The organism is Mesorhizobium sp. M0045, from assembly GCF_040323385.1.
GTDB lineage: Bacteria > Pseudomonadota > Alphaproteobacteria > Rhizobiales > Rhizobiaceae > Mesorhizobium.
The window spans coordinates 96,298-122,985 of the sequence record NZ_JAMYUY010000013.1 but is presented as its reverse complement, the minus strand read 5'-3'; the positions used below and the strand labels follow the sequence as shown (position 1 = coordinate 122,985).

Annotated in this window: 23 protein-coding genes and 8 pseudogenes; 16 read left to right on the top strand and 15 right to left on the bottom strand. The window is 58.9% G+C overall.

Going from position 1 to position 26,688, the window contains the following annotated elements; genetic code table 11:
- The first annotated feature begins 390 nt into the window (after window positions 1-390).
- On the top strand, window positions 391-1,314 hold the full coding sequence (locus NKJ72_RS20705) for a glycoside hydrolase family protein (RefSeq protein WP_352479157.1): 924 nt from the start codon (window positions 391-393) through the stop codon (window positions 1,312-1,314).
- 382 nt (window positions 1,315-1,696) lie between these two features.
- Here the strand turns inward: NKJ72_RS20705 and NKJ72_RS20700 are convergent, their stop codons facing one another.
- Entirely contained in the window at window positions 1,697-2,623 is a 927-nt protein-coding gene (locus NKJ72_RS20700; RefSeq protein WP_352479156.1) for an ArsR/SmtB family transcription factor, read from the bottom strand.
- 888 nt (window positions 2,624-3,511) lie between these two features.
- Here NKJ72_RS20700 and NKJ72_RS20695 point away from each other — a divergent pair.
- The 4 genes from NKJ72_RS20695 to NKJ72_RS20680 all read left to right on the top strand — a co-directional run bounded on the left by NKJ72_RS20695 (window position 3,512) and on the right by NKJ72_RS20680 (window position 4,964).
- Entirely contained in the window at window positions 3,512-3,754 is a 243-nt protein-coding gene (locus NKJ72_RS20695) for a hypothetical protein (RefSeq protein ID WP_352479155.1), read from the top strand.
- 122 nt (window positions 3,755-3,876) lie between these two features.
- Complete coding sequence (locus NKJ72_RS20690; RefSeq protein WP_352479154.1) at window positions 3,877-4,128, top strand: DUF6894 family protein; 252 nt, start codon at window positions 3,877-3,879, stop codon at window positions 4,126-4,128.
- 176 nt (window positions 4,129-4,304) lie between these two features.
- Complete coding sequence (locus tag NKJ72_RS20685; protein ID WP_352479153.1) at window positions 4,305-4,544, top strand: cyclic nucleotide-binding domain-containing protein; 240 nt, start codon at window positions 4,305-4,307, stop codon at window positions 4,542-4,544.
- 21 nt (window positions 4,545-4,565) lie between these two features.
- Window positions 4,566-4,964 carry a Crp/Fnr family transcriptional regulator gene (locus NKJ72_RS20680; protein WP_352479152.1) on the top strand — a complete coding sequence of 133 codons (399 nt, stop codon included), beginning with the start codon at window positions 4,566-4,568 and terminating at the stop codon, window positions 4,962-4,964.
- A 115-nt stretch (window positions 4,965-5,079) separates the two neighbouring features.
- Here the strand turns inward: NKJ72_RS20680 and NKJ72_RS31010 are convergent, their stop codons facing one another.
- Complete coding sequence (locus NKJ72_RS31010; protein WP_502901878.1) at window positions 5,080-5,205, bottom strand: DUF6894 family protein; 126 nt, start codon at window positions 5,203-5,205, stop codon at window positions 5,080-5,082.
- Between the two features lie 687 nt (window positions 5,206-5,892).
- Here NKJ72_RS31010 and NKJ72_RS20675 point away from each other — a divergent pair.
- Window positions 5,893-7,060 (top strand): annotated as a pseudogene (locus tag NKJ72_RS20675) (IS110 family RNA-guided transposase).
- A gap of 296 nt (window positions 7,061-7,356) precedes the next feature.
- On the opposite strand, the pseudogene NKJ72_RS20670 reads toward NKJ72_RS20675, so the two are convergent.
- Window positions 7,357-7,647, bottom strand: a pseudogene (locus NKJ72_RS20670) (ATP-binding protein); the annotation flags it as partial.
- A 97-nt stretch (window positions 7,648-7,744) separates the two neighbouring features.
- On the opposite strand from NKJ72_RS20670, the gene katE reads away from it, so the two are divergent.
- The 4 genes from katE (at window position 7,745) to NKJ72_RS20650 (ending at window position 11,748) form a co-directional block, all read left to right on the top strand.
- Entirely contained in the window at window positions 7,745-9,853 is a 2,109-nt protein-coding gene (gene katE / locus NKJ72_RS20665; RefSeq protein ID WP_352479200.1) for a catalase, read from the top strand.
- A gap of 25 nt (window positions 9,854-9,878) precedes the next feature.
- A complete protein-coding gene (locus NKJ72_RS20660) occupies window positions 9,879-10,364 on the top strand; it encodes a hypothetical protein (protein ID WP_352479151.1) in 486 nt (161 codons plus the stop codon).
- Between the two features lie 112 nt (window positions 10,365-10,476).
- Complete coding sequence (locus NKJ72_RS20655; RefSeq protein WP_352479150.1) at window positions 10,477-11,085, top strand: cysteine hydrolase family protein; 609 nt, start codon at window positions 10,477-10,479, stop codon at window positions 11,083-11,085.
- 24 nt (window positions 11,086-11,109) lie between these two features.
- The gene (locus NKJ72_RS20650) at window positions 11,110-11,748 is read left to right on the top strand and encodes a DUF6766 family protein (RefSeq protein ID WP_352479149.1); all 639 of its coding nucleotides are present in this window, start codon (window positions 11,110-11,112) and stop codon (window positions 11,746-11,748) included.
- A gap of 24 nt (window positions 11,749-11,772) precedes the next feature.
- Here the strand turns inward: NKJ72_RS20650 and NKJ72_RS20645 are convergent, their stop codons facing one another.
- From NKJ72_RS20645 to NKJ72_RS20625, 5 genes and pseudogenes are all read right to left on the bottom strand, one after another.
- Entirely contained in the window at window positions 11,773-11,979 is a 207-nt protein-coding gene (locus NKJ72_RS20645; protein WP_352479148.1) for a KTSC domain-containing protein, read from the bottom strand.
- A 446-nt stretch (window positions 11,980-12,425) separates the two neighbouring features.
- Window positions 12,426-13,589: an extracellular catalytic domain type 1 short-chain-length polyhydroxyalkanoate depolymerase gene (locus NKJ72_RS20640; protein WP_352479147.1), complete on the bottom strand. Its 1,164-nt coding sequence runs from the start codon at window positions 13,587-13,589 to the stop codon at window positions 12,426-12,428.
- 144 nt (window positions 13,590-13,733) lie between these two features.
- Window positions 13,734-14,358 (bottom strand): annotated as a pseudogene (locus NKJ72_RS20635) (hypothetical protein).
- Between the two features lie 162 nt (window positions 14,359-14,520).
- Window positions 14,521-15,018 carry a YciE/YciF ferroxidase family protein gene (locus NKJ72_RS20630; RefSeq protein ID WP_352479146.1) on the bottom strand — a complete coding sequence of 166 codons (498 nt, stop codon included), beginning with the start codon at window positions 15,016-15,018 and terminating at the stop codon, window positions 14,521-14,523.
- Between the two features lie 63 nt (window positions 15,019-15,081).
- A pseudogene (locus NKJ72_RS20625) lies at window positions 15,082-15,428 on the bottom strand (transposase); the annotation flags it as partial.
- A gap of 157 nt (window positions 15,429-15,585) precedes the next feature.
- On the opposite strand from NKJ72_RS20625, the pseudogene NKJ72_RS20620 reads away from it, so the two are divergent.
- Window positions 15,586-16,528: pseudogene (locus NKJ72_RS20620) on the top strand (IS630 family transposase).
- On the opposite strand, the gene NKJ72_RS20615 reads toward NKJ72_RS20620, so the two are convergent.
- Entirely contained in the window at window positions 16,525-16,941 is a 417-nt protein-coding gene (locus NKJ72_RS20615; RefSeq protein WP_352479145.1) for a hypothetical protein, read from the bottom strand. The pseudogene NKJ72_RS20620 and the gene NKJ72_RS20615 overlap by 4 nt on opposite strands.
- A 386-nt stretch (window positions 16,942-17,327) precedes the next feature.
- Window positions 17,328-19,142 carry a PAS domain S-box protein gene (locus NKJ72_RS20610; protein WP_352479144.1) on the bottom strand — a complete coding sequence of 605 codons (1,815 nt, stop codon included), beginning with the start codon at window positions 19,140-19,142 and terminating at the stop codon, window positions 17,328-17,330.
- A 195-nt stretch (window positions 19,143-19,337) separates the two neighbouring features.
- Here NKJ72_RS20610 and NKJ72_RS20605 point away from each other — a divergent pair, with 195 nt between their 5' ends.
- On the top strand, window positions 19,338-19,520 hold the full coding sequence (locus tag NKJ72_RS20605; RefSeq protein WP_254820728.1) for a CsbD family protein: 183 nt from the start codon (window positions 19,338-19,340) through the stop codon (window positions 19,518-19,520).
- 436 nt (window positions 19,521-19,956) lie between these two features.
- Here the strand turns inward: NKJ72_RS20605 and NKJ72_RS20600 are convergent, their stop codons facing one another.
- Window positions 19,957-20,142 carry a hypothetical protein gene (locus NKJ72_RS20600; protein ID WP_352479143.1) on the bottom strand — a complete coding sequence of 62 codons (186 nt, stop codon included), beginning with the start codon at window positions 20,140-20,142 and terminating at the stop codon, window positions 19,957-19,959.
- Window positions 20,143-20,312: 170 nt separating this feature from the next.
- Here NKJ72_RS20600 and NKJ72_RS20595 point away from each other — a divergent pair, with 170 nt between their 5' ends.
- Complete coding sequence (locus tag NKJ72_RS20595; RefSeq protein ID WP_352479142.1) at window positions 20,313-21,158, top strand: ATP-dependent DNA ligase; 846 nt, start codon at window positions 20,313-20,315, stop codon at window positions 21,156-21,158.
- Between the two features lie 635 nt (window positions 21,159-21,793).
- Here the strand turns inward: NKJ72_RS20595 and NKJ72_RS20590 are convergent.
- Both NKJ72_RS20590 and NKJ72_RS20585 read right to left on the bottom strand, forming a co-directional pair.
- Complete coding sequence (locus tag NKJ72_RS20590; protein WP_352479141.1) at window positions 21,794-22,075, bottom strand: hypothetical protein; 282 nt, start codon at window positions 22,073-22,075, stop codon at window positions 21,794-21,796.
- Window positions 22,076-22,266: 191 nt separating this feature from the next.
- Window positions 22,267-22,839 carry a DUF1003 domain-containing protein gene (locus NKJ72_RS20585; RefSeq protein ID WP_352479140.1) on the bottom strand — a complete coding sequence of 191 codons (573 nt, stop codon included), beginning with the start codon at window positions 22,837-22,839 and terminating at the stop codon, window positions 22,267-22,269.
- 134 nt (window positions 22,840-22,973) lie between these two features.
- Here NKJ72_RS20585 and NKJ72_RS20580 point away from each other — a divergent pair.
- The 3 pseudogenes from NKJ72_RS20580 to NKJ72_RS20570 all read left to right on the top strand — a co-directional run.
- Window positions 22,974-23,590 (top strand): annotated as a pseudogene (locus NKJ72_RS20580) (IS256 family transposase); the annotation flags it as partial.
- 182 nt (window positions 23,591-23,772) lie between these two features.
- Window positions 23,773-23,886: pseudogene (locus tag NKJ72_RS20575) on the top strand (transposase); the annotation flags it as partial.
- Window positions 23,885-24,258, top strand: a pseudogene (locus tag NKJ72_RS20570) (tyrosine-type recombinase/integrase); the annotation flags it as partial. The pseudogenes NKJ72_RS20575 and NKJ72_RS20570, both read left to right, overlap by 2 nt.
- A 543-nt stretch (window positions 24,259-24,801) precedes the next feature.
- Here the strand turns inward: NKJ72_RS20570 and NKJ72_RS20565 are convergent.
- The gene (locus NKJ72_RS20565) at window positions 24,802-26,022 is read right to left on the bottom strand and encodes an alpha/beta fold hydrolase (protein ID WP_352479139.1); all 1,221 of its coding nucleotides are present in this window, start codon (window positions 26,020-26,022) and stop codon (window positions 24,802-24,804) included.
- Between the two features lie 99 nt (window positions 26,023-26,121).
- Entirely contained in the window at window positions 26,122-26,448 is a 327-nt protein-coding gene (locus tag NKJ72_RS20560) for a hypothetical protein (RefSeq protein ID WP_352479138.1), read from the bottom strand.
- Window positions 26,449-26,688 lie beyond the last annotated feature (240 nt).

Here is a 26,688-nt window from a genome sequence, read left to right as displayed (position 1 = left end):
GCCTCGAATAACATACGTTAATCGAGGCAGCTTCGAATGAGATTTGCAGCCATTTATATAACTTTCATCTCCGTAAGTTGTTCCATAGCTCCAAACTGTCTCGGCGAGGCCAGCGGCCCGCTCCACTCCGGCGATGGCTCAACAGAGAAGCGCAAGCCGGACGACCCTGCATCCGGCTGACTTGATGGCCGCTCCAGAAGCTGAAGCCCCGCGCCGTGCGTGATCTCACCCAAAATGTGGCGCATTGCCACAGAACAGTTGAAATCGTTCAATCGTTCAACAACCGTTCATGGGCGGAGTTATAAATAAGGCCTGCGAATCGATTCGGCTGAGTCACGCAGACGGTCCAAATGAAAGGGGCCCGCGAAACTGTCGCGGGAATGCTTGGGAATGAAGATCGACTTTGAAACCAACGTCTTCCCGTTGTTTCACCCACAGGCAGTGGATGATCTGAAGGACCCTTGTCCGGTGTTCGACGGCACGCTCTGGCACGTCTTCGGCTCCAGCGGCACCGTCACAACCGAGAGCTGGAAAATCCTCCACGCCACAGCGCCGGATCTTTATGGACCTTGGACAGAGCACGAGGCCATCGTGTTGCCGGTAACCGGATCGGGCATTGCGGCGCCCGGCGTCATTCATGAGTGCGGCGTCTTCCACATGTTTATCCAGACCGAATTCATGAAGTCCGGCGGTCGTTGCGAGCACGCGGTCTCCAATGACGGCTTTCATTGGGTGGTGCTCAATCCGGCGATATTGTCGCTGCCCGACACCGATGAGGACGGCATCTACGATCCCCATCCCGCAATCATCGGAGGCAAGCGCTATATCGTCTATTCAGGCATGCCCAAATTCACCAGGGTCCCTCAGCCTGATGTCTATCTGGCGCGCAGCCAATCCGATTCTTGGTTCGGGCCATGGAAACGTCTCGGCAAGATACTGGATCATCTCGACGTGCCGCATCACAATGCGCGCGAGCACCCCGATTACGAGTGGGGGATAGAGGGGGCGCAACTGGTTGAATTGCCGGATGGTCGCGTGCTTCTCAACGCTACCTGCTTCCTCCCCGACGGCCCCCGCGGAAGCCGTCAACGCGTTTTCTTTGCTATCGCCGATAGGGTAGAGGGTCCTTATGTCTCGGTCGGCCCCGTCCTTGATCCTGGCGAGCCAGGAGAGAATGGCCATTCGACCGTAATGATCGAAGGCCGGCAATTGACTTTGTTCTACCAGAGCAGACGCGAGACGACAAACTACCGCTGGCGATATGGTCTGGCCAAGTGCGACTTGGATCGGCACATACTTTCCAGAGTTGCCTAGAGAACGTGATCCAGGATCGTAGCCGCTGGGCTACCCACCTCGTCCAAGTCGCATTGTCCGACGGACGCCGACCAAAACCGAAGAACGGAACAGATTAAGCTCGCTCATCACAATGGTGTTGCCTAGACTAGGCTGGTGACGTAGCCAGTCGGCGAAGCCTGCGACGAGGCAGGTTGGGAGTGGAAAATACATCAAGGTAACCTGGGTCGCCTCAGCTAATACATTTAAATTCTCTTCGAACTCCTTGGTGAGACCAGTCGTGCCAATGGGTTCTCAGCGTCGGTGACAAGATAGCCGCAAGTCTGACAATTGGATGCCGATTGGCTAAATGAAAGGAAGCAGCAGAAATTAGTGCACTATTTTTCAAACCGGGTTGATGATCTCAACCAGTTTTGATCCTGAGCAGGATGTCCTGATCGTAATTTCCAAAGCCCTTGCCGAAAATGTTGATCCCGCCGGGGCGCTTGGCGTCGTCCTTGACGCCGATACGGACGCGGATTGAATGATGGCTCTTCAGATCGAGTGCGGCGAGGCCGGTTTCGGAAATCCTGAGACCGTCGACATAGGTGCCGTCATTGGCAATTCGCCAGTTCTTCAGCTTGCCGTATTGCGAGCCCTTGAGCTTCCACCAGGAGGGCGTGAAGACGCCGCGCTTGTCGCCGAAATCCCCCGGCGACGTCCAGGTGCCGACATCGACACCATTGATCGTCAGCGTGATGTCCGAGGGCCAATCGGCGCTAGTGCCCGGCACTTCCGAAGACAGCTCTATCGCCACTTCGAGTCCGGTGATCTCGGCATTGGCGAGCTTGGCATTGTTGGGGAACTGATATTCGACATAACCGCGCGTGAACCACAGCAAACCGGCTTTCATGCGATCCGGATCAAGGAAAGTGTTCGGCACATCGAGCAAGCCGATGATGCCGTCCGGCGAACAAAGGCCGCAGGGCGCGGTAACCTCGAACCCGGTGTAAAGCCCGATCGGCATCGACACTTCGATCGCATCGTTCTTGACCGCACGGTATTCGCTCTTGAACACGACGAGCACTTCTTCGGCCATCGGATAACAGATTTTCTGATTGCCTTTCTTCGCCTTCCGGTTCTCGTTGCGGATCAGCCCCGCATCCTCCAGCACCTGGATATTGGTCGAGACGGTCGATTGGGGCAGCGACAGCACGGCGGCGATTTCGTTGATATTCATCGGCCCCTTTTCATGCAGCAGTTTCAGCATCGAGACACGCGCCGAGGAGGCAAGCCCCTTGAGCACGGCAATGCCTTCCTCAGGTTCGATCACCAGAAAATTACGACTCATGAATTTGCCAGTCTATCCTCGTGGAAGAAGCTATCGCCTCGCGAATTCGTGTTCTGTAAGCTTGCGTTGGTGGGCGGGACCGTTGCAACGGCGTTGAACGAAACGCCGAGCCGGCAATTTGGTTACATGAAAGGGGCTACACCTTCGGTACGCATTTAAACCCCACCGCAACAAGGATATTTGGCTCCAAAATTCCTTCGCCGCGCAGCGGCAAGGCACGCCTCGATTCCATCAAGCCGCGAGTCGCACCGGGGCTTCGTCCTTTTAGAAGATGAGGCGCTGATTACACTCGACATCGCAGACCAGCTTCAGAATGCAGGATTCGCGATGTAGAAACCTTCTCTACATGTGCTGCTGCGCTCGAATGGCTATCGGTCCGCACGCCAGATTTAGCAATCCTAGACATCCAACTGCGCGATGGTGACCGCGGAGAGGTCGAAGGTGCTCTAAAAGCGCAAAGTTCCGTTCGTGGTCCACTCCGGCATGTTGCCGGACGACGACAGTCATTCTTCGATATTCCTCCAGGGGAAGTGGGTCACCAAACCTAGCGCGCCGGAAGACCTGACCGAGGCTGTTTCAGCGTTGTTGGCTAGCCACAACGCTCCGAAAGCGCGTCGGCAGTGTAACGCCTAACGCCAGAATTTTGTGTCTTGCCGATCCTCCATTTCCGGTGGGTTTGTGCTCTGCGTTCGCGAATCGGGCGGTAGCGGGCCTGTCCGCGCCCGTGCAGCCCTTTAATTAATGGTACGGGAATTACCAAGCCACGGCACTCTGGAACGAATAAGCGGGATAGGTCTTGCTATCCGGAGTCCTCTCTGGGATCGCCGGCCACGCGAGCGTCCGACAAGCGGGCACAACTTTTGGCAGGACTGCGGCAGGAGCAAACAAATGTCTGCAGACGACATCGCAGCAAGACGATTGAAGATGCTGGTCGAACAGTACGCGGAGTCCAGGAAAAAACATCACGATGTGGTTTCGACATCGACGGCCGGCGCGGCGATCCGAAAGGTTCTGCCAAACTGTCCGGTGTCGGGGAGAGCCCTTGATGACATGATTGCCACCTGCGCAGTCGCCCACGGCCTTGGCGTTAGGTTCGACAGATTGGAGGGCAAGGAAAACCCGCCCTCATAGGTCCGCTGAAGAAAAGCTCAGCGCAAGCGTCGAGAGGCCGGTGTTCAGATCCCCGGTCGGTACGTTTCCGACGCTATACGCGAGCTGACATGCCTTTAGATATTCGCGTAGCCGGAGTGAGCATGAGATATTTCTTCCATATCCGAAACGAGGACGGGCACCTTTCCGAAGACCCCGAGGGTCAGGAGTTTGCGGATTTGTCTGAAGTTGAGGAAAACGCGATGGCCTCCGCCAAGGAGATACTGGCGGAAGGACTGCTCGGTGGAAAACCGGTACGATCGGGCGTGGCCTTTGAAATCTGTGATGAAAATGAGGTTTTGATGTTGCGGTTTCCCTTTTCGGAAGCGGCTGAAAAGCCCGGCGCGCAACCTTAATGCTTAAAGTGATTGGCCATTGCGGCTGTGAGACCCCATTTCTTGCCTGTCGCTCTGAAGTTTTCACGGGTGCGAACGGCTGGGAGATCACGAAGCTCTTGCCCTACACAGGGCCGAGTCATGGATAACCAGCCTAAAACTACCATCGAAATGCCTTACTGCAGCGACTTTCTCCCATGGACCTGGCGTTACTGGTGCCTCATCTGGAGCCCGTGGATCTGCCGCTGCGGACCTCCCTTGAGACCGCGAAATCCCTTATCGAATATGTGTATTTTATCGAAGCGGGCATCGCGTCTGTCGTCGCCAAAATACCCAAAGGCCGCGATACTGAGGTCGGCCTGATTGGGATGGAAGGCATGACTGGAGCCCTCGTTGTGCTCGGCGGTGATTGCGCCGCCCATGACACTTATATGTAGGTGGGAGGCAGCGGAATCCGGATGCCTGCCGGGGCGCTGTCGATGGCTTTGTCCGAAAGCAACACGCTGAAGGCGCTGCTGCTACTCTATGTCCAGATGCTGTTCATCCAGACCAGCTATACGGCTCTGGTGAATGCCCGATCAAAACTGGCGGAACGGTTGGCGCGCTGGCTCCTGATGTGCCAGGACCGGGTACGCGACCACCGATTTTCTATCACCCACGAGATCATGGCCGTTGTGCTCGGCGTGCGGCGGCCGGGCGTAACTGTCGCTATCCAGGAGCTTGAGGGGATGGGACTGATCAAGGCCGGACGAGGTGAGATAGTGATCCGCAATCGTTATGGTCTGTTCCAGATCGCCGACGGCACCTACAGTGGGCCGGAACAGGAGTATGAGCGGCTACTCGGTACAATCGCCTAGCTCCCGTGATCGGCGGCCTCGGCGAAGGTTACGATAGCGTCGACGGCGCCGTCGACTGCGATTGCAAACGACGCATTGCGTATCAGCGGCTTCCCACCGCGCAACCCTTCCGCCATCATGTCCTTGCAGCGGCAATCGCTTCGCGAACGGCGCTTTGATGGTCCGGGAATTCGCTCCCCTCCGGATCAGGGTGACGGCGCCCCCGCAAGCACGAGGTGCAGAAAAAAGCGGGGCAAACCATGTCTCCGGCGGCACGCGATCTCCGTCAAATAGCATCTAGGCCGCGCAACGATGTCTGCAAGCACGCCAACTCCTTTTTGGAGCTTTGCTAGATTGATATCCGCTCGACCTCGTCGTCGCAGGGTGTTTTGACGGCCTGGGAGGAAAGATCGCTGGCTTCTTGTTTGAACCGAACGAGAGTTTTCTGAAGGTCACCCGCCGCTTTTATGAACGCCCGTCGCGCCATGAGCGATTGAGCTTGCCCTTATGGAACTGCGAAGTCTCGTTGAACTTATAGGAGCAGCTCGTACCAGTTCGTTCAACGGTCGCTGGTTTTCGAAGTGTTGGACGACGCTCGACTTGGCATCTCCACCGCGACCGCAGATGATTTGACCCAAGCTCAGGCGGCTGCGACTCGTTTATTATCCCTAAACGTGCGAATATGCCCACAATGGAATGCCCTTTGGTTTCAATGACCGTGGAATCGGGACCCCGTATTTTCCCGTAAAAGGGACCCCGGTTTGGGGGTTGTGAGAGGCACGACGTGGAGCGCCCGATCAGGCGGAGCTGGTCGGGGTTGCACAGCCTGATCGGGCGCGGCTGATTGGCTTTCGGCTTTAGATCCCATGAGGAGTGAACGGCGGCCGGCGCTCTGTCAGGGTGAGGCTGCATCGAAGCACTCACTCAACAGGAGATCGCCGTGGAGAATGTGTCTGCCCAACCTGGAGTCCCAAACGCTGTCCGTGTCGACCTTGGAGCGATCTTTGTCTCCCTGGAACTGAGCCGCTCAACCTGGCTGGTTACGTCGTTGTCGCCGGGCAGCGGCGACAAGATGTCGAAACGTGCAGTGGATGGCGGCGATATTGCCGGACTGATCAGCCTGTTCGAAGACCTTCGGAAGAAGGCGTTGTCACGGACAGGGCGATTGTTCCCTCTCGTGACCATTCGGGAGGCTGGTCTGGACGGCTTTTGGATTCATCGAGTCCTGGAAGCCAATGGGTTCGAGAGTCACGTCGTCGACGCGGCTTCTATCGCAGCGTCCCGTCGTCGCCGGCGCGCGAAGACGGACAAGATCGACGGGGAGGCATTGGTTCGAGCACTTCTTGCCTTCAAGCGTGGCGAACCGCGCGTATGTGCGATGGTGAAGGCGCCAAGTCCGGACAACGAAGATCGGCGTCGCATTTGCAGGGAACGCAAGGTCCTAATTGCGGAAAGGGTGGAGCACGTCAATCGTATCAAGGGTCTGCTATTTGCCCAAGGCATCAGCGGTTACGAGCCGCTTCGGAAGGATCGGCGCAAACGACTCGACGGTCTGGTGACAGGCGATGGCCGTCAGTTGCCTCGGCACCTAAAGGCTCAAAATAGATCGTGAACTCGATCGCCTTGAACTGTTGCTTCAGCATATCGCCGCCGTGGAACAGGAGCGCGATGCAATGATGTCCGCCACAAAGGATGCTCCACATACAGCGCCTGGACCTGCGGCCGTGCTGGGTGCTCTCAAAGGGATTGGATCGGAGTTCGCCGCTATCCTCTGGGCCGAAGGGTTCTCTCGCCATTTTGACAACCGACGCCAAGTCGCCGCCTACGCAGGATTGGCACCGACGCCGTGGCAAAGCGGAACCATTGATCGTGAGCAAGGCGTATCGAAAGCGGGCAATCCGCGGCTGCGCACGACGATGATCCAGCTCGCGTGGTTGTGGCTGCGGAACCAGCCGCATTCGGCACTCAGCCGTTGGTTTGCTCAGCGGGTTCAATCGAATGGGGGTCGGCTGAAACGAAGCACGATCGTTGCCTTGGCGCGCAAGCTGCTGGTGGCGCTGTGGAAGTACGCGGCGTTCGGCATCCTGATCGAAGGGGCCGTCATGAAGAACGCGTGACGGCCGACCGGAACCCAGAACAGCAATCTCCCAGGGCTGATCAACCCTGGCGGATCCAGGTGAGCGAACCGCCTCAAAGTTTGGCTTCAAATGCCGCGCTTTAGAATGGACTCGTTCTCCTGAGCCTTTGCCGCAACGCAAGCGGGATAGTGGTGCAGCCGAACGAGACGGCGACCGTATGTGAGTTTGAAACGGCAACGGAAACGTGCCGCGTCGAGCGAAATGGCTCAGACCTTGGATACCGATGAAGCACCCCGAAAGGCTTCACCATGGACAAATGAAATTGCCTTGACGCATCACTCCTCATGTGAGCTTTGAGAGCGGCTTTTGAAGCGCCAGGACTCGTTCCCGGTTTCGACGATCTCGCAATGGTGCGTTAGACGATCAAGCAGCGCGGTGGTCATCTTGGCGTCGCCGAAGACGGTCGGCCATTCCCCGAAGGCCAGATTGGTGGTGATGATGACGCTGGTGCGTTCGTAAAGCTTTGAGACCAGAGGGCCTGGGCGAAGGGAAGATAGCCGAGTTCATCGACGACGACGAAGTCGACGGGTTAGGTGATCGGCAATGCGGCCCTGGCGGCCGGAGCGGGGAGAATTAGCGGATTTATCTTCAGGAACCGTCCGTCGTCCACCGCATTGTGAGAGACCCGTGAAGACGCAGATCTCTTTCTCTGAAGGAATGACAATGGCCAAGAGCGGTAGACAGTCGACAGGCAAGCCCGCGACCATCCATGACCAAAAGCTCGAGCGCGGAAATGGTGGCGAACTCCACCAGGTGGCAGACGGCGATGTTCCTGTCCTGACGACCGCCCAAGGCGGTCCGGTCTCGGACGATCAGAACACGCTGAAGATCGGAGCGCGCGGTCCGGCGCTCATCGAGGATTTCCACTTCCGTGAGAAGATTTTTCATTTCGATCACGAGCGCATTCCTGAGCGCGTCGTACATGCACGCGGCTATGGTGCGCATGGCTTCTTCGAGACCTATGAATCGCTGGCGGCTTACACCCGCGCGGATATTTTTCAGCGTGCCGGCGAGAAGACTCCGGTGTTTGTCCGGTTCTCCACAGTGGCCGGTTCGAAAGGCTCGTTCGACCTGGCGCGGGACGTGCGTGGCTTCGCCGTCAAATTCTACACGAAGGAGGGAAACTGGGATCTCGTCGGCAACAATATTCCAGTTTTCTTCATTCAGGACGCGATCAAATTCCCTGACATCATCCACGCAGTGAAGCCCGAGCCGGATCGTGCGTTTCCGCAGGCGCAGTCGGCGCACGACAATTTCTGGGACTTCATCAGCCTGACGCCGGAATCAATGCACATGATCATGTGGGTCATGTCCGATCGTGCGATCCCACGTTCTTTCCGGTTCATGCAGGGTTTTGGCGTTCACACGTTCCGGCTTGTGAATGCAAAAGACGAATCCACCTTCGTCAAATTTATCTGGAAGCCGAAGCTCGGCATGCAATCGGTCGTTTGGAACGAGGCAGTCAAGATCAATGGGGCCGATCCGGACTTTCATCGCCGCGACCTTTGGAATGCCATCCAGTCGGGCGATTTCCCGGAATGGGAGTTAAACCTTCAGCTTTTCGACCAGGAGTTTGCCAACGGCTTCGATTTCGACGTGCTTGACCCAACCAAGATCATTCCGGAAGAGATTCTTCCGCCGATCCCGGTTGGGCGCCTCGTCCTCGACCGCATGCCCGATAATTTCTTCGCCGAGACCGAGCAGGTTGCGTTCATGACCCAGAACGTACCGCCGGGTATCGACTTCTCTAACGATCCGCTCCTGCAAGGCCGCAACTTTTCCTATCTTGACACTCAGCTAAAGCGACTCGGCGGGCCGAATTTCCCCCACATTCCGATCAACGCGCCCAAATGCCCTTTCCGCCATTTCCAACAGGACGGTCATATGGCGATGCGCAATCCGGTGGGCCGGGTGAATTACCAGCCGAATTCTTTCGGCGAGGGTCCACGGGAATCGTCAGAACGCGGATTCCGGTCATTCGCCGATGCGGAGGAAGGCCAGAAAGTCCGATCGCGGGCGGAGAGCTTTGCCGACCATTACAGTCAGGCGCGACAGTTCTTCACCAGTCAGACCGCACCCGAGCAGAAACACATCGCCATGGCTCTAACCTTCGAGCTTTCGAAGGTCGAGACAACGGTCATCCGAGAGCGCATGGTGTCCCACCTCCTGAACATTGACGAAGGCTTGGCCGAAACAGTCGCCGACAAGCTCGGCATGAAGCAATTGCCCAAGCCCGCGAATGCTGCGGTGGCGCCGAGGGGTCTCGAGCCCTCGCCTGCCCTCAGCATCATCCGCAACGGCCCGGACAGCTTTGCGGGCCGCAAGCTGGGTGTTCTCGTTAGCCCGGGCGCGGATGCCGCTCTGCTCAAGAAGCTTCACGCGGCGATAGAGAAGGAGGGCGCGGTGATGGACGTTATCGCGCCAAAAGTCGGCGGCGTCGAGGCGGCGGACGGAACTTGGATAGAGGCAATGCACATGATCGATGGCGGGCCATCGGTCCTGTTCGACGCCGTGGCTCTGATCCTCTCGGAGGAAGGAGCCGAGCGCCTGACAGGCGAGGCCGCCGCGCGCGATTTCGTCGCCGACGCCTTCGCCCACTGCAAGTTTATTGGCTTCGCCTCGGGCAGCATCCCGCTGTTGCACAAGGCGGGCGTCGATCCGGAAGCCGACGAGGGCCTGATTGCGCTCGATGATCCGAAGGCGGTTGCCGAGTTCATCGAGTCCTGCCGTAAGCTGCGTCTCTGGAGCCGGGAGATGGCGGTTAAATTGTAATGATGCTCGAGTGACGGAGTGTCTCATGCAGATCACCCAGACAACCGCGCCGGCCGGACAGCCTATCCTGCGCGTGATCTTCTGCGGTGAAGGTGGGGACTGCGTTACCGTCGACATGGCCAGCGTTGAAGATGGAAACAACGCGGTCGCCATCGATCGAGCGCAGGCGATCCTGGTCCAGACCGCGACCTTCGATGTGGCGGCGAATGACTACGATGCTCGAAGCAACGGCAATTTCGATGAGGTCGCCGTTACTGCGGCGAACAACGCGAACGGCGCCGTCTACATCTTCGAGTATCGCCACGGCGACGGCGGCCGTCAGGTTGCTCAGTCCACATTGCAGAGTCTCGAAGCTGCGCGGGAGGAGGCGGTTCGCTGCGCAATCCATCTCCTGGTCGACCTTCAGCCGAGAACCGACGATTTGTCAGGTTGGCTTCTTCACGAGACCGGCGAGGTGCTCTATTCCGTCGAGGTGCAGGAGGCGCAAGCAGCCCGCCTGAAAAGACAATGACCCGGCAGCAGCTTGAGGTGTATTCTAGGAGATTCGAGGAGTCGGGATCGCCCGGGTCATGCCCACGCCGATATAGAGGCTATGCCTCGACCAGTTACGGTCGAGGCTGATCATGGCCGCCCTAGGCCTGGTACACGGTCCGCTTGGTGAGAACTCCCTGCATCTTTGCGTTGACATGCAGCGTCTGTTCGCACCGGGAGGGCCATGGACCGTACCGTGGTCCCAGAGGGTGCTGCCGGTCATCGAAGAACTGACCGCAAGACATCCGCAGCAAACGCTGTTCACACGTTTCATTCCGGCGGCTAGGCCTGGCGAAGGGCCGGGCATGTGGGCGCGGTATTATCGGCGTTGGGCCGAAGTCACCCTTGCCAACATCGATGCCGGCCTCGTGGATCTGATGCCTTCGCTAGCGCGGTTTGTGCCGCCGGCGAAGCTTCTCGACAAGCATGTCTATTCGCCGTGGACGGAAGGCCGGCTCGACGCGATGCTCAATGGATCAGGGATCGACACGCTGGTCATCACCGGCGGCGAAACCGATGTCTGCGTGCTCGCCACGGTCCTCGGCGCCATCGACCGTGGTTTTCGTGTCGTCCTTGTGACCGACGCTATCTGTAGTTCGGCCGACCAGACGCATGACGCGCTGATGGAAGTCTATCGATCCCGCTTCAGTGAGCAGGTCGAGGCCGTGATGATTGAAGAGGTTCTGGTGAACTGGCGTTAGCCGGAATTGCCGAGGGAGACGACCATGAAAAGCTTTTTTCGGGACAATGGACTGACGATCACCTTGGTCGCGATGTTCCTGTTCAGCGCGATTGGCATGATCTGGTCGGGTCATGCGGCCTACAATGAAGAGCTTGAGAACCACGGTTCGGCTTCGATTGGGCTGCTCTCCTGTCTGGCGAGCGGCGACTTCCTGTCGGCGTTGTTCGAGAACTGGGAAAGCGAATTCCTGCAGATGTCGGCCTATGTGATGCTGACGGCAATGCTGTTTCAACGGGGTTCCGCCGAGTCTCGTGATCCCGATGATCCCGACAGGTCCAAGGACGAACTACCGACTGCCACTCGCAGGCGCAACCCGATCCTGTCGTGGCTCTACTCCTACTCGCTTGGGTTATCGCTGGCGGTGCTGTTCATCATCTCATTTGCCTTGCACTGGTGGGCGAGCCTGGCAGGCGCGAACGAGGAGGCGCTTCGGCACGGCGGCGAGGTTCAATCCCTGGGAGACTATCTTCTCGACGCCCAGCTATGGTTCGAGTCCTTCCAGAACTGGCAGTCGGAATTCATGTCGACGGCCGTGCTGGTGCTTCTGTCGATTTTCCTGCGGCACAAGGGCTCTCCGGAGTCAAAGCCTGCCGGCGCGTCAAACTCGGAAACCGGGGCATGAGTATCCGCTAGCAGGCGACGACCGCTATGCTTCGGCAATCATGCGGTGCCGGAAACGGTCGCGAATGTGCTCGTTAAAGAAGCGGCCCTTTACGAAAGCGCATCGGAACGCCTCATAGGTCTCCGACGGAACAGCCTCGTAATCATAGCGCTTGCCGCTCGCGACGAACCACACCGACAGAATCCTTGTTTCAGGATCGTACTCCGTCTTCCGGATTGACGTTGAAGGCATGATCTCCACCCCCCTATATGAGGGCCATCGGGAGGTAGCGGATGATCACCGTATCCTGCAGGATACTACCGTTCTAGCTCGGCGCGCCGTTTGCGACAGTTCGGCAGGACGATATCCTTACCATCACTTCGAAGATGGCGATATCATCTTTATCATCTTTGCTGCACTGCTCGCCATCCTGCCACTGGCTTCCGCGGGCGCCTGCAGGTAGCTGTGACGCCTTCGAACGACGGGCGAGGTCTTCCTTCACACGATTGAAATCTTCCCCGGCCAAACGGCCGGCCGGCGTTGTCCGCGCGGAGAAAGTATCTGGACAAGGTGCATGACGACCGCTCACTGAAAAGCAGTCAACGATTGCAAAGACCAACGCGTTCCTTTTGTTTGGTCGGAGTCGCTTGGTCTTCGCGGGCCGCGTAGAGAGTGGGCGAACGATTTGCGCCCTTCGCCTAGCGCATCAGACCAGCTGACCGCAGCGCATCCTCAATGATCTTCTTCACGCCGGGCTGGCCCAATTCCGTGTGACGAGGGAACTGATGGATGGCAGTCGGCTGCGGGGGCTTCGCCTTCGCATTTTCTATACCTGGCGCCGGAGACTGGGGTAGTGGCCGGTGGCTGGTGGGCACTTGTGGCCTCGATTTCCGGGAGGCGCTTTCCTCCGTTGCCGCGATCCCCCAGAACTGCGCGATCTCGCGTGTGGAGGAGATACCGACATCAATCATATAAGGTCCCGGAGCGCCAAGACCGATGCCGAGCGGCGTGCCATGCCCCATCCCGGCGATCATGTTGATTTCGATCAGGGCCTCTCCCGCGCCGTTACGCCAGACCTGCTTTCCGTGCGATCCGGCAACTTCGCGATGCGTCGGCGCTTTCTCAAGCCGGTGGACTCCCCGCCATTGGCCTGCGATCGCTTCCGCGTTGGAAGGCGAAACCGTGTGGTCAGCTGCGCCGTGCCAAATCGAAATCCTCGGCCAGGGTCCCTGATGATTCGATGCGCCGCGGAGGGTCCGTTGCAGATCCTGTTCCGAAGGACCGCCGTGGCCGCGCATGCGATCGAAGGCCTCCGGGATTGTCGTTGCACTGCCGTATGGAAGGCCTGCGATGATCGCGCCACTGGCAAAGACCTCCGGATAAGTCGCCAGCATGGCCGCCGCCATCGCGCCTCCTGCCGAGAGACCCGTAATGAAGATGCGGCGCCGATCGAGGCCGTGGGTGACGACCATTGTCTCGATCATTTGCCGGATCGAAAGCGCCTCGCCCGAACCGCGCTTGGCGTCGCCAGGCTGAAACCAGTTGAAACAGAGGTTCGGATTGTTGCCGCGTTGCTGTTCGGGAAAGAGCAGCGCGAAGCCAGCCTCGTCAGCGAGTTGGGACCAGCCGGAATGATGGTTATAGCCAGCCGCATTCTGTGTGCAGCCATGCAGCACGACGACGAGCGAGGCGACCGTAGACACGTCGTTAGGAATATAAAATTTCGCTCCCAAGGCGCCGGGATCGTCACCGAAGTCGGTCAGAGTCTGGAGATCGTCAGACGCGCGCAAGTCGGCGGTAAGTGTGGCATGTCGCGCCCGCAGCGCTGCGAGCTTAGCGATGGTATCGGAGATCTTTCGCAATTGAGCTGTCCTGACGCCCGGGATTGGACGGTAGAGTGTGCAACGCAATCGCAGCAATATCGTTGCTGCACTGCATATAACAGGGAAGGACTTGGCGGGATACGACAGATGGGCCGGCCCCCGTGAGCCGGCCCATCTGCAACCTCAGCGGCGCTGGGTCAGGAAAAGCGTCTCCTCGTCGTCGTGCTGCCTGCACACTCGCGATGAAGGCCCCGATCATCAATGACAAGGCGCCCAACAGTGCAAGAGTGGCCCCGGCTTTTCTGGCCGTGTCGGCTGCTTCCTGTGCTTTGACCTTGGCCGCCTCCACCTGCGCAAGCACCGCATCGACCCGGGCGGTGGCGTCAGGCTCCGACAAGGCGGTTCGTGCTGCCACAAGTTGGCCAAGGTAGGTCTTGTCGTCGGCCGATACCTCGCCGGCATGCAAGCGCCCAAGCTAGGAACCCATGCGCGGTATCCGAAAGAGGGTCTCATCCGTATGGATGCCGATCCATTTGGTGGGCAAGCGGCCTGTAAGGTAGCCGCCGAGGCCCGAGGACAACCATTGCACAATGACCAGCCAGATTGCGGTGGATACTGCAAAGGTTTGCACGCATGCGCTCTCGTTGGACCATGGCGAGACCATGGTAAGTCCGAGCCCAGAGCCAAGGAGCATCAGCACGAAGGTCAGGATGGCAGCAGCGAAAACGCCGGAGATGATCGGCCCCCAACTGACTGCCGACGAGGAGGGTTTAACTGGAGCGGCGACTCCGTGGCCGAGAAGGTTGATGCCATGATTTCCTCCTACCGCATGAACAGGGCGAGGAGGATGATGATCGGAATTGGAACTCCAAGCAGCCAGAGCAGAATACCGCGACCCATGATTGTCTCCTGTCAAAATGAATACCGAAAGTAAAACAGCCGCCGCGGTGTTTTCCAGGTCGCTGTTGGATCAGGCAGCTTTCGCCATTTCATTGGCAGAGGCGTCGGCGAGGCCGGTCAAGGCCTCGTCGGTCATGGATTCCTCTGCGAGCGTCTGATCGAGCAGCTTGGTTGCGTCGCTCATGCCGAGAACTTCCGACCAGCGCTTGAGCGTGCCGTAGCGGGTGATCTCGTAATGCTCTACTGCTTGTGCAGCCGAGATCAGGCCCGCATCGAGAGCTAGCGTCCCTTTGAACTCCTCGATGATTTCCTCACCCTCTTCGATAATCCCATCGATCGCGGGGCAAGTCTTGCCCTGGGCACGCTTGCCCATCAGCTCGAACACCTGCTGAAGGCGCTCTACATGACCCTCGGTTTCGTTCTTGTGTTTCTCGAATGCCGCCTTCAGATCAGGTGAGGACGCTGCGCGGGCCATCTTGGGAAGTGCCTTCAGGATCTTCCTTTCCGCGTAATAGATGTCCTTCAACGTGTCGTGGAAGAGGTCTTCCAGTGTCTTATCTTTTGCCATGGGATTTTCCTTTGGTGCGCATCTATGGATTTGCTGTCGTTCACGGGTACGTGAAACGCACGATCAACAATCGCGCAGCACTGGAATGGTTCCGTTGCGGCCCATTTGCGCGCGGTTTTGGGGCAGCAGCGGCAGCTTCATAGACTTCGCGGGCACACCCGCTCGCTTGAAGTCGAGCCGTTCTTTGAGCGCCAACGCCCAGGTTCGCAGGGTGCTGGTATCCGTCGACCGTTCAGGATGACCGCGGCCGCCTCCTATAGCAGTCCGCGCAACTGATTGTCGCCACGGCGCGAGATATGTCCGTCACTATCGACCTCGCCGGACTGGTAGCGTCTCGGGGTCAGGCCTACCGATGCGCCCACGGCGCGCGAGTTTCTGAAGTTCGCCGGATCCTCCACGGTCGCGACAAACCCTTCCCCGTCTTGCCGTTTAGGGTTCTTCACGGCTTCGGTCGGATCAACCTTGACCAACTCAGCATCTAGAGCACGTCCTGTGATCGATGAATCGATTGTGATGTGACGGCTGCGTTTTGTGCTGATTCAACATCCACCTCGATGGAGGTGGACGATGGGAAGAGCATTGAGCGGTGATCTTCGGTCGCGAGTCTTGAAGGCTTCGGACGAGGGCATGTCGGCGCGGCAAGCGGCGGCGCGGTTCGGCGTGGGAGTGTCCAGCGCGATCCGCTGGATTGCGCGGGCGAAGATCGGCGAACTGGCGCCACGCCCGCAGGGCCGCCGCCGCGCCTCCAGCCTCGATGCGCATGAAGCCTTCATCGTCGGGCTGATCGAGGAGCGCAAGGACATCACGCTGAACGAGATGGTGAAGCGGCTCGTCACCGAGCAGTCAGTGCGGATCAGCCGCAGCGCCTTGAGCGCCTGGCTTCGCGGTCACGGCTGGACATTCAAAAAAAGTCCGCGCACGCACTGGAGCAGGGTCGCCTCGACATCCTGAAGCGGCGCCGGGACTGGTTCGACGGCCAGCTCGATCTTGATCCGGCGAAGCTCGTGTTCATCGATGAGACCGGCCTCTCCACAAAGATGGCCCGCCTGCGTGGAAGAGCGCCGCGCGGCGAGCGCTGCCGGCCGGCGTGCCGCATGGCCACTGGAAGACCACGACCTTCACCGGAGCGCTGCGGCTGACGGGCATGACTGCGCCCTTCGTCTACGATGGCGCCATGAACGGCAACGTGTTCCTGGCCTATGTCGAGCAGGTGCTGGTCCCTACATTGTCGGAGGGCGACGTAGTCGTCATGGACAACCTGCCCGCCCACAAGGCCGCCGGCGTGCGCGACGCGATTGAGGCCGCAGGCGCGAGCCTGCTCTACTTGCCGCCCTACAGTCCCGACTTCAATCCGATTGAGCACGCCTTCGCCAAACTCAAGGCGCTGCTGCGAGCAAAGGCCAAGAGAACCATCAAGGCTCTCTGGGACGCGGTCGGCGCGGTCGTCGACCTCTTCACCCCAGCCGAATGTGCCAACTACTTCAAAGCCGCAGGATATAAACCGGATTAAACAGGACGTGCTCTAGCGCTTAGCGAAACAGCCCTCGCATGGCGTCGAGACGCTCGTGCTTCCCGGCCATTGATAATCGCCTTGCGAGAGATCGATTTGTAGGGGTGATGGCCTGCTTTGGCGGAAACACCTTTCAGGATATTGTCCCGCTGCCGCCTGGTAGCGTCGGACAGGGCCGCATAGGCGCCGCTGTCCTTATAGCGAGTGATCAGCCACGCCAGGCTGCCGGCGCCCGCCACGGCGCGCTTCTGCGGCTCTGTAGCTGACAAAGCGGCAAGGTATTTCGCATCGAAGTCTGATGCGTTGAGATCGGGCAGCCTGGTTCGCTTGCCCTTGTTCTTGCGGAAGTAGAAAACAATTTTGCCGTGGCGCGAGCGCTCACAGGTAACGAACGGCGGCAGCTTCTTGGGCATGCCATCGGTCATCCATTCGGCCGATGCGGCGTGACATGGAAATCCTCACACTGGCGGACCCACGACTTCACCGTCGTTCGCCTGCTGGCTAGTCCGCCCCTCGGCCTGGCTGGCGGCTTTCTTTTGCGTCCGCCACGAACTAGCGCTAGAAATTGGAATGCGCGCACCTCTGCTTGATCCGGATGTCGCCGACGAGGCTCCCACTTCTTCCGTGCGTCCTGGCGACAGGAGACGTACTTACCGCTTCGATCTGACAAGATCCTACCCCGGGGAGATTGAGTCAACGGCTTGTAAAAGCGGTACAATTGCAGCTCGGCATCGCCCTCCCAAAGTTTGCGGCTCAAGGAAGGGCCGGCCGTTCCTGTCGTCATGCATGTCAGTGAAGATCACGTCGGCTCATCCCCGAGCGAAGTCTCAACGCCGGCCAGCGGTGCCTCCAAGGTCCAGGTGATCCCATGCGGGCCGTACTCGATATTTCCTTTTCCCCCGACTGATTCGGGCGCCACCCGCTTCAACACCACGGTCCCAAAGCCACCTTCGCCGATCGTCTGCACCTCAGGGCCGTCTGTCTCGGTCCAGCTCAGGTGAAAGAGCCTCGAGGCACCGGAACCCGTCGTTTTCCATGTGACCGAAATCTGGCCCTCATTACCCGAAAGCACGCCGTATTTCGCCGAATTGGTCGCGAGTTCGTGGAAGGCAATGCCGAGATATTGGACTGCATTCGGGCTAAGGATGATAGTCGGTCCGGACATTGAAATTCGCTCCTCATTGCCGAAGGGTTTCGCCTGGGACAACAGGAGTTCGAAGATAGTGACGCCTTTCCAGTCGCCCGTGACAAGCAGATCGTGCGAGCGCGATAGGGCCATGATCCGCTCGCGAACCTCTCGTTCGAAGTCGGCGGGGGTTTGGGCCCGCTTGTTAGTCTCGCGGATCATCGAAAGGATGACCGAATACTGGTTCTTGACGCGATGGTTGACCTCGCGCATCAGCATGCGGATACGATGCTCGTTTTCCCTCGCCGACGTGATGTCCCGGGCAATCTTGGAGGCGCCAATGATCTGCCCGATTGCGTTACGCACCGGCGATACCGTCAGCGAGACCGGAACCAGGCTGCCATCCTTACGCTGACGAATGGTTTCGTACGTTTCGACACGCTCGCCGCGGCGAATGCGCTCGAGGATGCGGGGCTCCTCGTCCTGGTGATCGGCTGGAATCAGCATGGTCACCGACCTGCCTATGGCTTCGTCAGCGGTGTAACCGAACAGACGTTCGGCGCCATGGTTCCAGCTCTTGATTATGGTGTTCAGATCCTTGCTGACGATGGCGTCGAACGAGGAGTCCACGATCGCTGACAGATGGAACCTGGCCTCTTCGGCACGGTGGCGATCGGTAAGGTCGAGCAGCATGTTGACGGCGCCGATCAGATTGCCGTCCTCATCCCGTATCGGTGTTGGAAAGGGCAGGAACGGGAAGAAGGACCCGTCTGGACGCTGCGCTACAGCCTCCTGATTGCGGACAGGCCGGTTTTCCTTGAGTGCTATCGCCATCGGGCACTCGTCGTGCGGCAATTCCTTGCCGTCGGGAGTGAACAGCTTGAACGTCACGCACCATTTGTCCTTGCCGACTTCTGGCTCCCTCCCGGCCAATTCGGCCGCGGCGCGATTGTAGTAGGTGATCGTCCCATGCTGATCGGTCGTGTATAAGGCAACTGGAAGGCCCTCGAGAATCTGGCGATGTGTGTTGTCCACGCGCATCAGCTCGGTGCGCGCCCGCTGCAGGTCGGAAACATCGACTGTGAAGCATCTGGTGTTGATCAACTCGCCATTGCGGAAATTGCCGCTCGACGTGATTTCCACATGCTTGATCGATCCGTCACGGGCTCTCAATCTCGCGGGATATCTCGCGATCTTCTCGCCCCGGGTAAGCCGACCCAGAATGTCCTCGATCACCTCCCGGTCGGGATAGAATTCACCAATGTGGCGGCCGATGTACTGCTCCGCAGGATAGCCGAGAAGGTCCAGCTCTGCCTTGTTGGCATGCAGGATGACGCCGTCCGCGCTCACCAGATGAAGAGCAAGAGCGCCGTTCTCGAAGAAGTCCTGGTAGTCGAAATCAGTGTCGGCCTTGACTGATTCAGTGTCAGCCTTGACTGATTTTGATTCCTTGAAGGCGACCACATTTGCGTGCGGCAATTCGTTCACGTCCGTCCCCGCTCAAGTTTGAACCCCCATCAACTCCACCATGTCGGATTTTGTTCCGCTCCGCCGGTCCAGGTCGATCTATACGGACAGGATTTGCAACCAAGAGGGCTGGTGAGCAAGAGGTAAGTCCTATTCGGAATCACCGGAACATTCAGGTCCCGCCCTCGTTGAGTTTCTGCTCAAAGGAGAAGAACGATGCACAAGGACGAAGTTAAGGGCTCTGCGAAGAAACTCCGCGGCGACGTGAAGGACAAGATCGGCAAGGCGACGGGCGACGACAAGCTTCGGGCTGACGGTGCCGCTGACAAGGTCGAAGGCAGCCTTCAGAAAGGCGTCGGCAAGGCAAAAGATAAAATTCGAGACGCCTTGAAGGATTGAAACACGCCCAAGCCTGCCTATTCCTGCTAGGCAAATCCATCGCAAGAAGTTGGTATTGACGGCGTTGGTTGCGTTTGTCGGCGGGTTGACTTGCACGCCCGATCATGAACGGAATGAGAACTTCCAATCGGGAGTTCTCATGCATCCCCCATCGACATTTCCGGCATGCCTGCCGGGGACGAGGTCCACAGCTCCTGGCGCCGACAGGCGCGCGCTCGGCCGCGGCCCTACGCGAGATCGAGGGCTACCTGAAGGGCTGCTTCCCGGAATATGACTTCCTAGCAAATGGCGAGGCACTGCCGTTCGAAGGCGATTACGAAGTCTTGCCCATTTGAAGACGGCGAGCCGCGCACGCTCCGCTATCCCGAGCCGTCGGTGATGATGGGTATTGCCGCGGCGCTGAAGGGTTTCAGGCCGGCCGGCCACCGGCGTTGAATTAGCGATTTACCGGCGGCTTTAGGCGGCTTTTCAGTGCGCGCGCCTCGCGAAGCAATGATGGGCGGTCAACGCCGATCATGTCGACAAGCTCGCGCGCTTGAGCTTCCGTTATGCCGGTCTCCTTGGCGATCCACTGAGCCTGCAAATCCTTCAATCGCTCAACTTCGACGTTGTCCTCGCCCATGGTGCGCTGTCTCTTCTGACAACTCCCAACGCCCGGTAAGTCAGTTTGTTTCGTCGGCATCGCGGAATCACGTTACGTTCACTCTGGCTAATATAACCTTTGTACCTAGTATTGACTGGGTGCGTAGAATTGTAAGTACGGGCGCCGGCCGCCTCGAGTTCATTCCGCCGATGGAACCCAAGCTGGTTGCAAAGCCACCCGAGGGCGAACACTGGATTCACGAGATCAAGCTCGACGGCTACCGCGCCCAGGTCGTCATCAACAGCCCCGAGGATATCCGCGTCTTTACCAAGTCCGGCGCCGATTGGACCAGCAAGTTCACTGGCATCGTCGAAGCGGCGCGTGAGCTCGACGTCGAGAACGCCATCTTCGAGGGTGAGGCGGTGGTCACCAACAAGGCTGGGCTGCCCGACTTCGACGCGCTGCAAAAAGCCGTGGACAGCGATCCCTACGGCATGATCCTCGGCGCCTTCGACATCGTGCACCTCGACGGTCACGATCTGCGCGACATCGGTTGCAAGGCGCGCCGCGAGATGCTGTTCGGCATCATCAAGCCGAACAGCAGGATCCAGTTCAGCGAATCCATCCCTGGCGACCCGAAGGCGATCTTCTACCTCGCTGACCAGGCGGGCCTCGAGGGGATCGTCTCGAAGCGCGCCGACAGTCCGTATCGCAGCGGCCCGACGACGAATTGGCTGAAGACGAAGAGCTTCACAGTCCAGGAATACGAACTGATGGGCGTAGATCGCGAGCCGGGCAAGGCGGCATTCGCCTTGCTGGCGAAGCCCGGTACCGGAAAGTATGTCGGTTCGGCCTTCATCAACTTGGGCGGCGACATGAAGGAACGGCTCTGGAGGCGGGTCCAGGAACATGCCGGCCCGCCGCCGGAGGGTGTCAAGAAGCGACCGGGAACGCAGTGGGTTGGGCCAGGCGTGAAGCTGCGGATCAAGCACCTTCGTGGCGAGCACAAGTATATACGCCACGCTTCGCTGCTGGGTTTTGGCGATGAGAGCTAGGCCTATCTTTTCCAGCCCACTGGCGGAAATCTGTCCGAAAGCGTAAAATGGTAAACCGTTAGCCACACAACATGGCCGCTGACGGTTAGGAGTGACTACCGCACTCTTGGCCCGACAAGAGGCATTTGCGCGATGGCAGAAGAACAGCGCTCTGCCCTGAAACCCGAAATCGTAAGAGATCTTGCGCGGGAGTCGGGGGCCACCGAACAACAAATACGCGAGATAGTGTCGCTGATCGGCTTCGATCGAAGCTCGATTATAAGGGAAGCTCGTCTCCTCAAAAAGAACAGATAACCGCGGGCGGCCACCTCGGAAGGGTTCCATCTAACTTCCGAATAGACTCTTCTGCCCGATCTCGTACAATGAACCGTCGCCTGCTTTCGAGCGGCATAGGGGCGATTGAAAGTGTCGATCGCTTTCGCCCTAAAGCAAAAGGGAGTTGGCACGATGCCATTCACGGGAATAGCGGACCCGGAACAGCTTAGCATTCTTCACCAAGCGCTGGACGAGTATTCGCGCATGGTATTTTGGATGAGCAAGGCCGTGACGATGTCGCCCGGTTAGTCATGTCAGCATTTGCAAATGGCGCGAATAGCCTGGAGGAGCTAAGGGCGTGGCTGGATATTCGCCGAGCGTCACCGAGCATAGGCGTCACGGATCTTCCCGTCGCGGCGCGCCAGCCTCTCAACCGTCTCCATAATAGCCTTAGCCAGCGCCTCGCCCTCATGCACCGGCAACGGTCCATAGAGCAGGTTGACCGCCTCCTCGCTTGGCAGCACGCCAGCCGGGCAGGTCATCTCGATCGCCATGCGAACGAGCTGCAGTCCGGTTCTTTCGCCATAAATGTAATTCTCATCCATCGTCAGGGTACTGGCGCTGGTCTGGCGATCGTCAAGGACCGGCAATGTCGACCGCATTGTTAAAGCTGCCCGGACTCTTTCGTGCCCGTCGCATCTCGATTGATGGCGATTTCGCCCCCAAAGCAAGCGCTCTGTGGATGGCAACACATCGAGCCGTTTTTCGCGGTGTGATCCTGCGGTGCGGGGATGACGGGCAGCCGTGCAGGCAGGAGTTGGCCAACCACGCTAGCCACTAAGCCGCTAATTGCTCAGCCGAGCGTTGGCTGATCTCCTGCCTCCACGATCTTGTCGAGGACTGCTTCGGGCGCCACATCGCGCTTCAGCTCCTTCAATTCCTCGTCTGCTTCCGTCTGGACGTCTAGCCGCTTGGCAATCTCCTCGACCATCTTGATCAGCTTGGTCGTCTCGTGTTCGTTCAGCAGGCTAACCTGGAGATCAAGATCAGCCCGCGCGTCATCCTCGGCAGCCATTCGGTTCTGGTTGATAAGAACAAAGGTGGAGAGAAAAATTGCCTCCACGGACGCGAACATGGCTAAGATCACTAAAGAAGGATCCCAAGCCTGAACGATCGGAGCGATACCAGTGTTAAAGGCGATCCAGCCGCCAAAGAAAACGAGATGGATGTAGACGAAGATCATGCTGCCGGCAAATCTGCTGATTGCGGCGGCGGCCCTTTCCTCAAGAGAAGCTGCTTTCGCCTCTCGCTTTCTACGCTCGACGAGAGCGTCAATGTTGCGGGCCAACGCTGGAGCTAGCCCTTCCGCGGCCGGCGTGGTTGGAGTGGCGCGTGCCGTATCGCTCGAGGGGACGCTGGGGTGCATAGGTCGCTCCTAATCTTTACACCTAACAATGCATTCTGAATTTTGCTCCATGACCCCAAGGCGACGGCTAAATCGCATGTATCGACAGGTAGCTTTTCGCGGTGAAGGTAGCGTCGAAACGCGTAAACGCGAGCGTGAGCTCATTGCCCGAAGCCTTTGTCGTTAGCGACCTGAAGAAGGCGCTGTCGGAGCGGATGTTGAACGCCGAGCACCTCGAGGACGAACGCGCCGAGGGCGGCGCCAATCGACGCAACGGCCATTCGAAGAAGACGGTGCTGACCGGCACATCGAAGATGACGCTGTCGATTCCGCGCGACCGGGCCCCACGCTGATCGCCAGGTATCAGCGCCACGTTCCCGATTTCGACGCCAAGATCGTGTCGATGTATGGACGTGGCATGAGCGTGCGCGAGATCCGCGGCCACCTGAAGAGCTCTATGGCATCGACGTCTCGCCTGACCTGATCTCGGCCGTCACCGACGCGGTCTTGGAGGAAGTTGCCGAATGGCAGAACAGGCCGCTGGATGCGGTCTATCCGCTCGTCTTCTTCGACGCGATCCGGGTCAAGATCAGGGACAAAGGCTTCGTTCGCAACAAAGCAATCTACATCGCGCTCGGCATCCTGCCCGACGGCGCGAAGGAGATACTCGGCAGCTGGATCGAGCAGACCGAGGGCCAAGTTCTGGCTGCGCGTCATGAACGAGCTGAAGAACCGCGGAGCAGCCGACATTCTGATCGCCGTCGTCGACGGCCAGTGGGGTACCCGGCAAGGAACCTGGTCATGAACGATCTCTACCTCCGATCCGCGCTTTCGGCAGCAAGCGGTATTGCAAGCCGACGACGCCGACCCGCTGACGCTCAAATTCGACTGCATGCCGTACGACTTTACCGCGAGTTTTCTGCAGTCTCCCGTCGGGCGCATCTTGAAGACCACCTCAAAGGCTTCCCCGAGGTGATCGGCGCGGTCTTTCCCCAGACGGTGGTCCAGACCTGCATCGTGCATCTCATCCGCCATTCGCTGGAGTTCGTGTCGTGGAAGGATCGCAAGCCAAAAGACAGGCCGACCGGTGCAGTTCGAACTACAAGTGACGTACGCGCAAGCTTGCTCGCTTGGCTCGAACGCCGCGGCGGCACGATCAACGACCATGCGTTCCCGAGCCGGGTTGATCAGGCACACCACATGAGCACAAGACAGTATGCTCGCCTTGTCGATGAATGGGTCAGCGCGATTGGACTGCGGCGCCAGGAATATGGAACGCATTCGCTGCGACGCACGAAGGCGTTGATGATTTACAAAGCCACCGGCAACCTGCGCGCTGTGCAGATCCTGCTTGGACACACCAAGATCGAGAACACTGTCCGTCATCTTGGCGTCGATATCGAGGACGCGCTTGCGCTTGCCGAGCGGACTGAGATGTGACGTTGGGGGCGGTCGTTCGGCAGCGTTGAATGACCACTTCCAGCCGGAGCAGTTCTCTACCCTCGATCCGACTTTGGTGGTTTCCGCTCGGTCAGCTATTGGGGGGCGAATCTGGGAAAGCAGCCATTCAGTTGGCCGGCGCATTTCGACGGCAACGCGCCGCAATCTCGGCCATTGAGCAACCTGCGACCGCATCCAGAAGCGGACATCCGCGAGCGCTAGGGGAGCAAGTTTGAGGTGAGCTTGTCTCCACGGCAAAGCAACGATTGTTGGCGGCCAGATCGGAGGTCGAGTTCCGGAATTCTGGATTTGCTCGTTTGCTTGAGCCAGGCTGCGGGAATGAGCGCGTGCCTTGATCAGTGAAATAGTAGCGATGCAGCGCATTGATCGAGTATTTGAAATTGGCGAACTGCGAGAACTATTCGCGGACGAAGGTCGACAAGGGCCGTAGCGTGCCTTGCGCGGACGACAAGGATTGGGCCAAGCGCGCTGGTACACCTTAGGATGCGGGTACCAACACCTGAGTGCGCCGCATCGAACGTATCAGCTCCGGCAGTCGCTCGGTGCGGGCTTGCCCGTCAAGCGGTCCGCCATCCAGTCCATCGCCTGAGAAGCGCTTCTGTGGGCTATGAAGGCGTGGCCAACTTCAGGGATCACCAGCATCTTGACTGCGGTGCCGTTCCTGCAAAGGGCGCTCATATATGCCTGCGTCACCGACGGCCGCACAACCTGGTCGGTCGTCCCTTGCGCCAGGAAGGCAGGGATGTCCTCTGGGAGAGGAGCCGCCGAATTTCTCTCGATGAGCGAGCGCCAGGGTTCGACTACGGTTATGTCTGGGACGGTCAGAAAAGTCTGCTGCAGCGGTCTCTCCGAGACTAGGTGCTCGAGGACGCCAAACACCGATCCGGTGCACTCTTCCGCGAGACGGTCGACGGTAGCCATGGCGCCGGGGACCACCACCCCTTCAATCGGCGCCGAGAATACACGGGCCCAGGACCAAAGAGCCATTGCAGTGATGCTCTTGCCGCCTCGCGTGGCGAAATCGTCTCGCAACAGAGTAACAAGATCAGTCGCTGGGGCGGCGGCGGCAACGCCCGCAAGCTTCAGTTCAGGCGCGTAGCTCCGCGCCAGAATGCCGGCATAAATGGCTGCCTGCCCGCCTTGAGAATGGCCCCAAACCACAAACCGGCGGCTTGGGTGCGCGCCTGTTAAGCCAGCGGCGGCGCGCACGGAGTCTAGAACGGCACGCCCTTCGCTTTCGCCGATGAGGTAGGGATGGACCGTTGAGGTTCCCAGACCAGGGTAGTCGGTCGCGGTTACGACATAGCCACGCTGCACCATGTCGGACAAGCCAGGGATCGCCTCGAACGGTCCGGCTCTCAACGACGGGGCGCAGTTTGACGCCACGCCCGTAGTGGGATGCGCCCAAGCGACTATCGGACGGTCCGCTTGCGACCCGCCGCTGGCAGGAATGACGACGAATCCTGAAACTGCTATCGGTTCTCCGTTCAGACCAATCGAGCGATAGAGTATCCGATATGCGAGCGTGCCCGACGGCGGATTGGCAAGAGGCTCATGCCGGATCAATGTCCCAGGACGCCCGGTGCTTTGTTCGGCCGTCGCCTTGTAGAACGCCTCCTGTGCCGTAGCGGGCTGCAGCAGCAAGCCCAACGTGAAGAGCAGCCCTGACATCGGCACCAGCCATCGCCTTCTATGGAATGCTGCCCGGAAGATATAAGGTCTCGCTACTTGCCTTGCGGACATTCGAGTCCTCCTCGTCGAGCTTGTGTACACCGGCTGACCAGGTTGGAGCCGGCACCTTTTGGTTCGCCAGCGCTCTTAGCGGTTGGTTCGGTTCAGCTCTCAGTTTGATGGATTTTCGGGAACATCGAAACGCAATTGATGCATCGATGCGAGCAATGAAAACCGGCAGCGATGAGGAGCAGGCCGAATGCGATCAGCAGCAGGGGAATAAACATTCCGGCAAGCGCACCGCCGATCACCGCACTCAGCGATTCCGCCCCCTACCTGTAGCGCCTGGTTGTTGCCCATGACGCGGCCTTGGCGTTCGGCCGAGACCGCGTTGGCGAGCAGCGTGGGGCAGGAGGCAAGCGCAAGCGTTCCCATGAAGGTCGCCAGCCCGCCGGTAATCCAGATCGACGAGAGCTCGGTGGGCAAGGGAACCGACATTCTAGCCACTCCCGCTACTATCGCCGCGCCGACAGCCAGCCGATGAAGGCCCAGATATTTTGCCATAGGGCGGCCGGCGAGGTGCTTTATCGCGAGGCGACGGCCATTCTGCGGCAAATCGACAAGCTGCCGAGCAGCTGGCTAGGCGATATGAATGATCGTCGCGGTACGTGAGAAACTGCCGGCATCAACCACAGTCACGAAATAGCGCAGGTGACGAAGCTTCATCATCACGCGTAG

Coding starts and splice junctions, on each gene's coding strand:
- NKJ72_RS20705 (WP_352479157.1), top strand. CDS start 391: ATGAAGATCGACTTTGAAACCAACGTCTTCCCGTTGTTTCACCCACAG.
- NKJ72_RS20700 (WP_352479156.1), bottom strand. CDS start 2,623: ATGAGTCGTAATTTTCTGGTGATCGAACCTGAGGAAGGCATTGCCGTG.
- NKJ72_RS31010 (WP_502901878.1), bottom strand. CDS start 5,205: ATGGTTTGCCCCGCTTTTTTCTGCACCTCGTGCTTGCGGGGGCGCCGT.
- NKJ72_RS20615 (WP_352479145.1), bottom strand. CDS start 16,941: ATGCCCAAGAAGCTGCCGCCGTTCGTTACCTGTGAGCGCTCGCGCCAC.
- NKJ72_RS20650 (WP_352479149.1), top strand. CDS start 11,110: ATGAAAAGCTTTTTTCGGGACAATGGACTGACGATCACCTTGGTCGCG.
- NKJ72_RS20590 (WP_352479141.1), bottom strand. CDS start 22,075: ATGCGGTCGACATTGCCGGTCCTTGACGATCGCCAGACCAGCGCCAGT.
- NKJ72_RS20605 (WP_254820728.1), top strand. CDS start 19,338: ATGCACAAGGACGAAGTTAAGGGCTCTGCGAAGAAACTCCGCGGCGAC.
- NKJ72_RS20645 (WP_352479148.1), bottom strand. CDS start 11,979: ATGCCTTCAACGTCAATCCGGAAGACGGAGTACGATCCTGAAACAAGG.
- NKJ72_RS20595 (WP_352479142.1), top strand. CDS start 20,313: ATGGAACCCAAGCTGGTTGCAAAGCCACCCGAGGGCGAACACTGGATT.
- NKJ72_RS20630 (WP_352479146.1), bottom strand. CDS start 15,018: ATGGCAAAAGATAAGACACTGGAAGACCTCTTCCACGACACGTTGAAG.
- NKJ72_RS20565 (WP_352479139.1), bottom strand. CDS start 26,022: ATGTCCGCAAGGCAAGTAGCGAGACCTTATATCTTCCGGGCAGCATTC.
- NKJ72_RS20685 (WP_352479153.1), top strand. CDS start 4,305: ATGGACCTGGCGTTACTGGTGCCTCATCTGGAGCCCGTGGATCTGCCG.
- NKJ72_RS20655 (WP_352479150.1), top strand. CDS start 10,477: ATGGCCGCCCTAGGCCTGGTACACGGTCCGCTTGGTGAGAACTCCCTG.
- NKJ72_RS20680 (WP_352479152.1), top strand. CDS start 4,566: ATGCCTGCCGGGGCGCTGTCGATGGCTTTGTCCGAAAGCAACACGCTG.
- NKJ72_RS20695 (WP_352479155.1), top strand. CDS start 3,512: ATGTCTGCAGACGACATCGCAGCAAGACGATTGAAGATGCTGGTCGAA.
- NKJ72_RS20690 (WP_352479154.1), top strand. CDS start 3,877: ATGAGATATTTCTTCCATATCCGAAACGAGGACGGGCACCTTTCCGAA.
- katE (WP_352479200.1), top strand. CDS start 7,745: ATGGCCAAGAGCGGTAGACAGTCGACAGGCAAGCCCGCGACCATCCAT.
- NKJ72_RS20560 (WP_352479138.1), bottom strand. CDS start 26,448: ATGTCGGTTCCCTTGCCCACCGAGCTCTCGTCGATCTGGATTACCGGC.
- NKJ72_RS20600 (WP_352479143.1), bottom strand. CDS start 20,142: ATGGGCGAGGACAACGTCGAAGTTGAGCGATTGAAGGATTTGCAGGCT.
- NKJ72_RS20585 (WP_352479140.1), bottom strand. CDS start 22,839: ATGCACCCCAGCGTCCCCTCGAGCGATACGGCACGCGCCACTCCAACC.
- NKJ72_RS20660 (WP_352479151.1), top strand. CDS start 9,879: ATGCAGATCACCCAGACAACCGCGCCGGCCGGACAGCCTATCCTGCGC.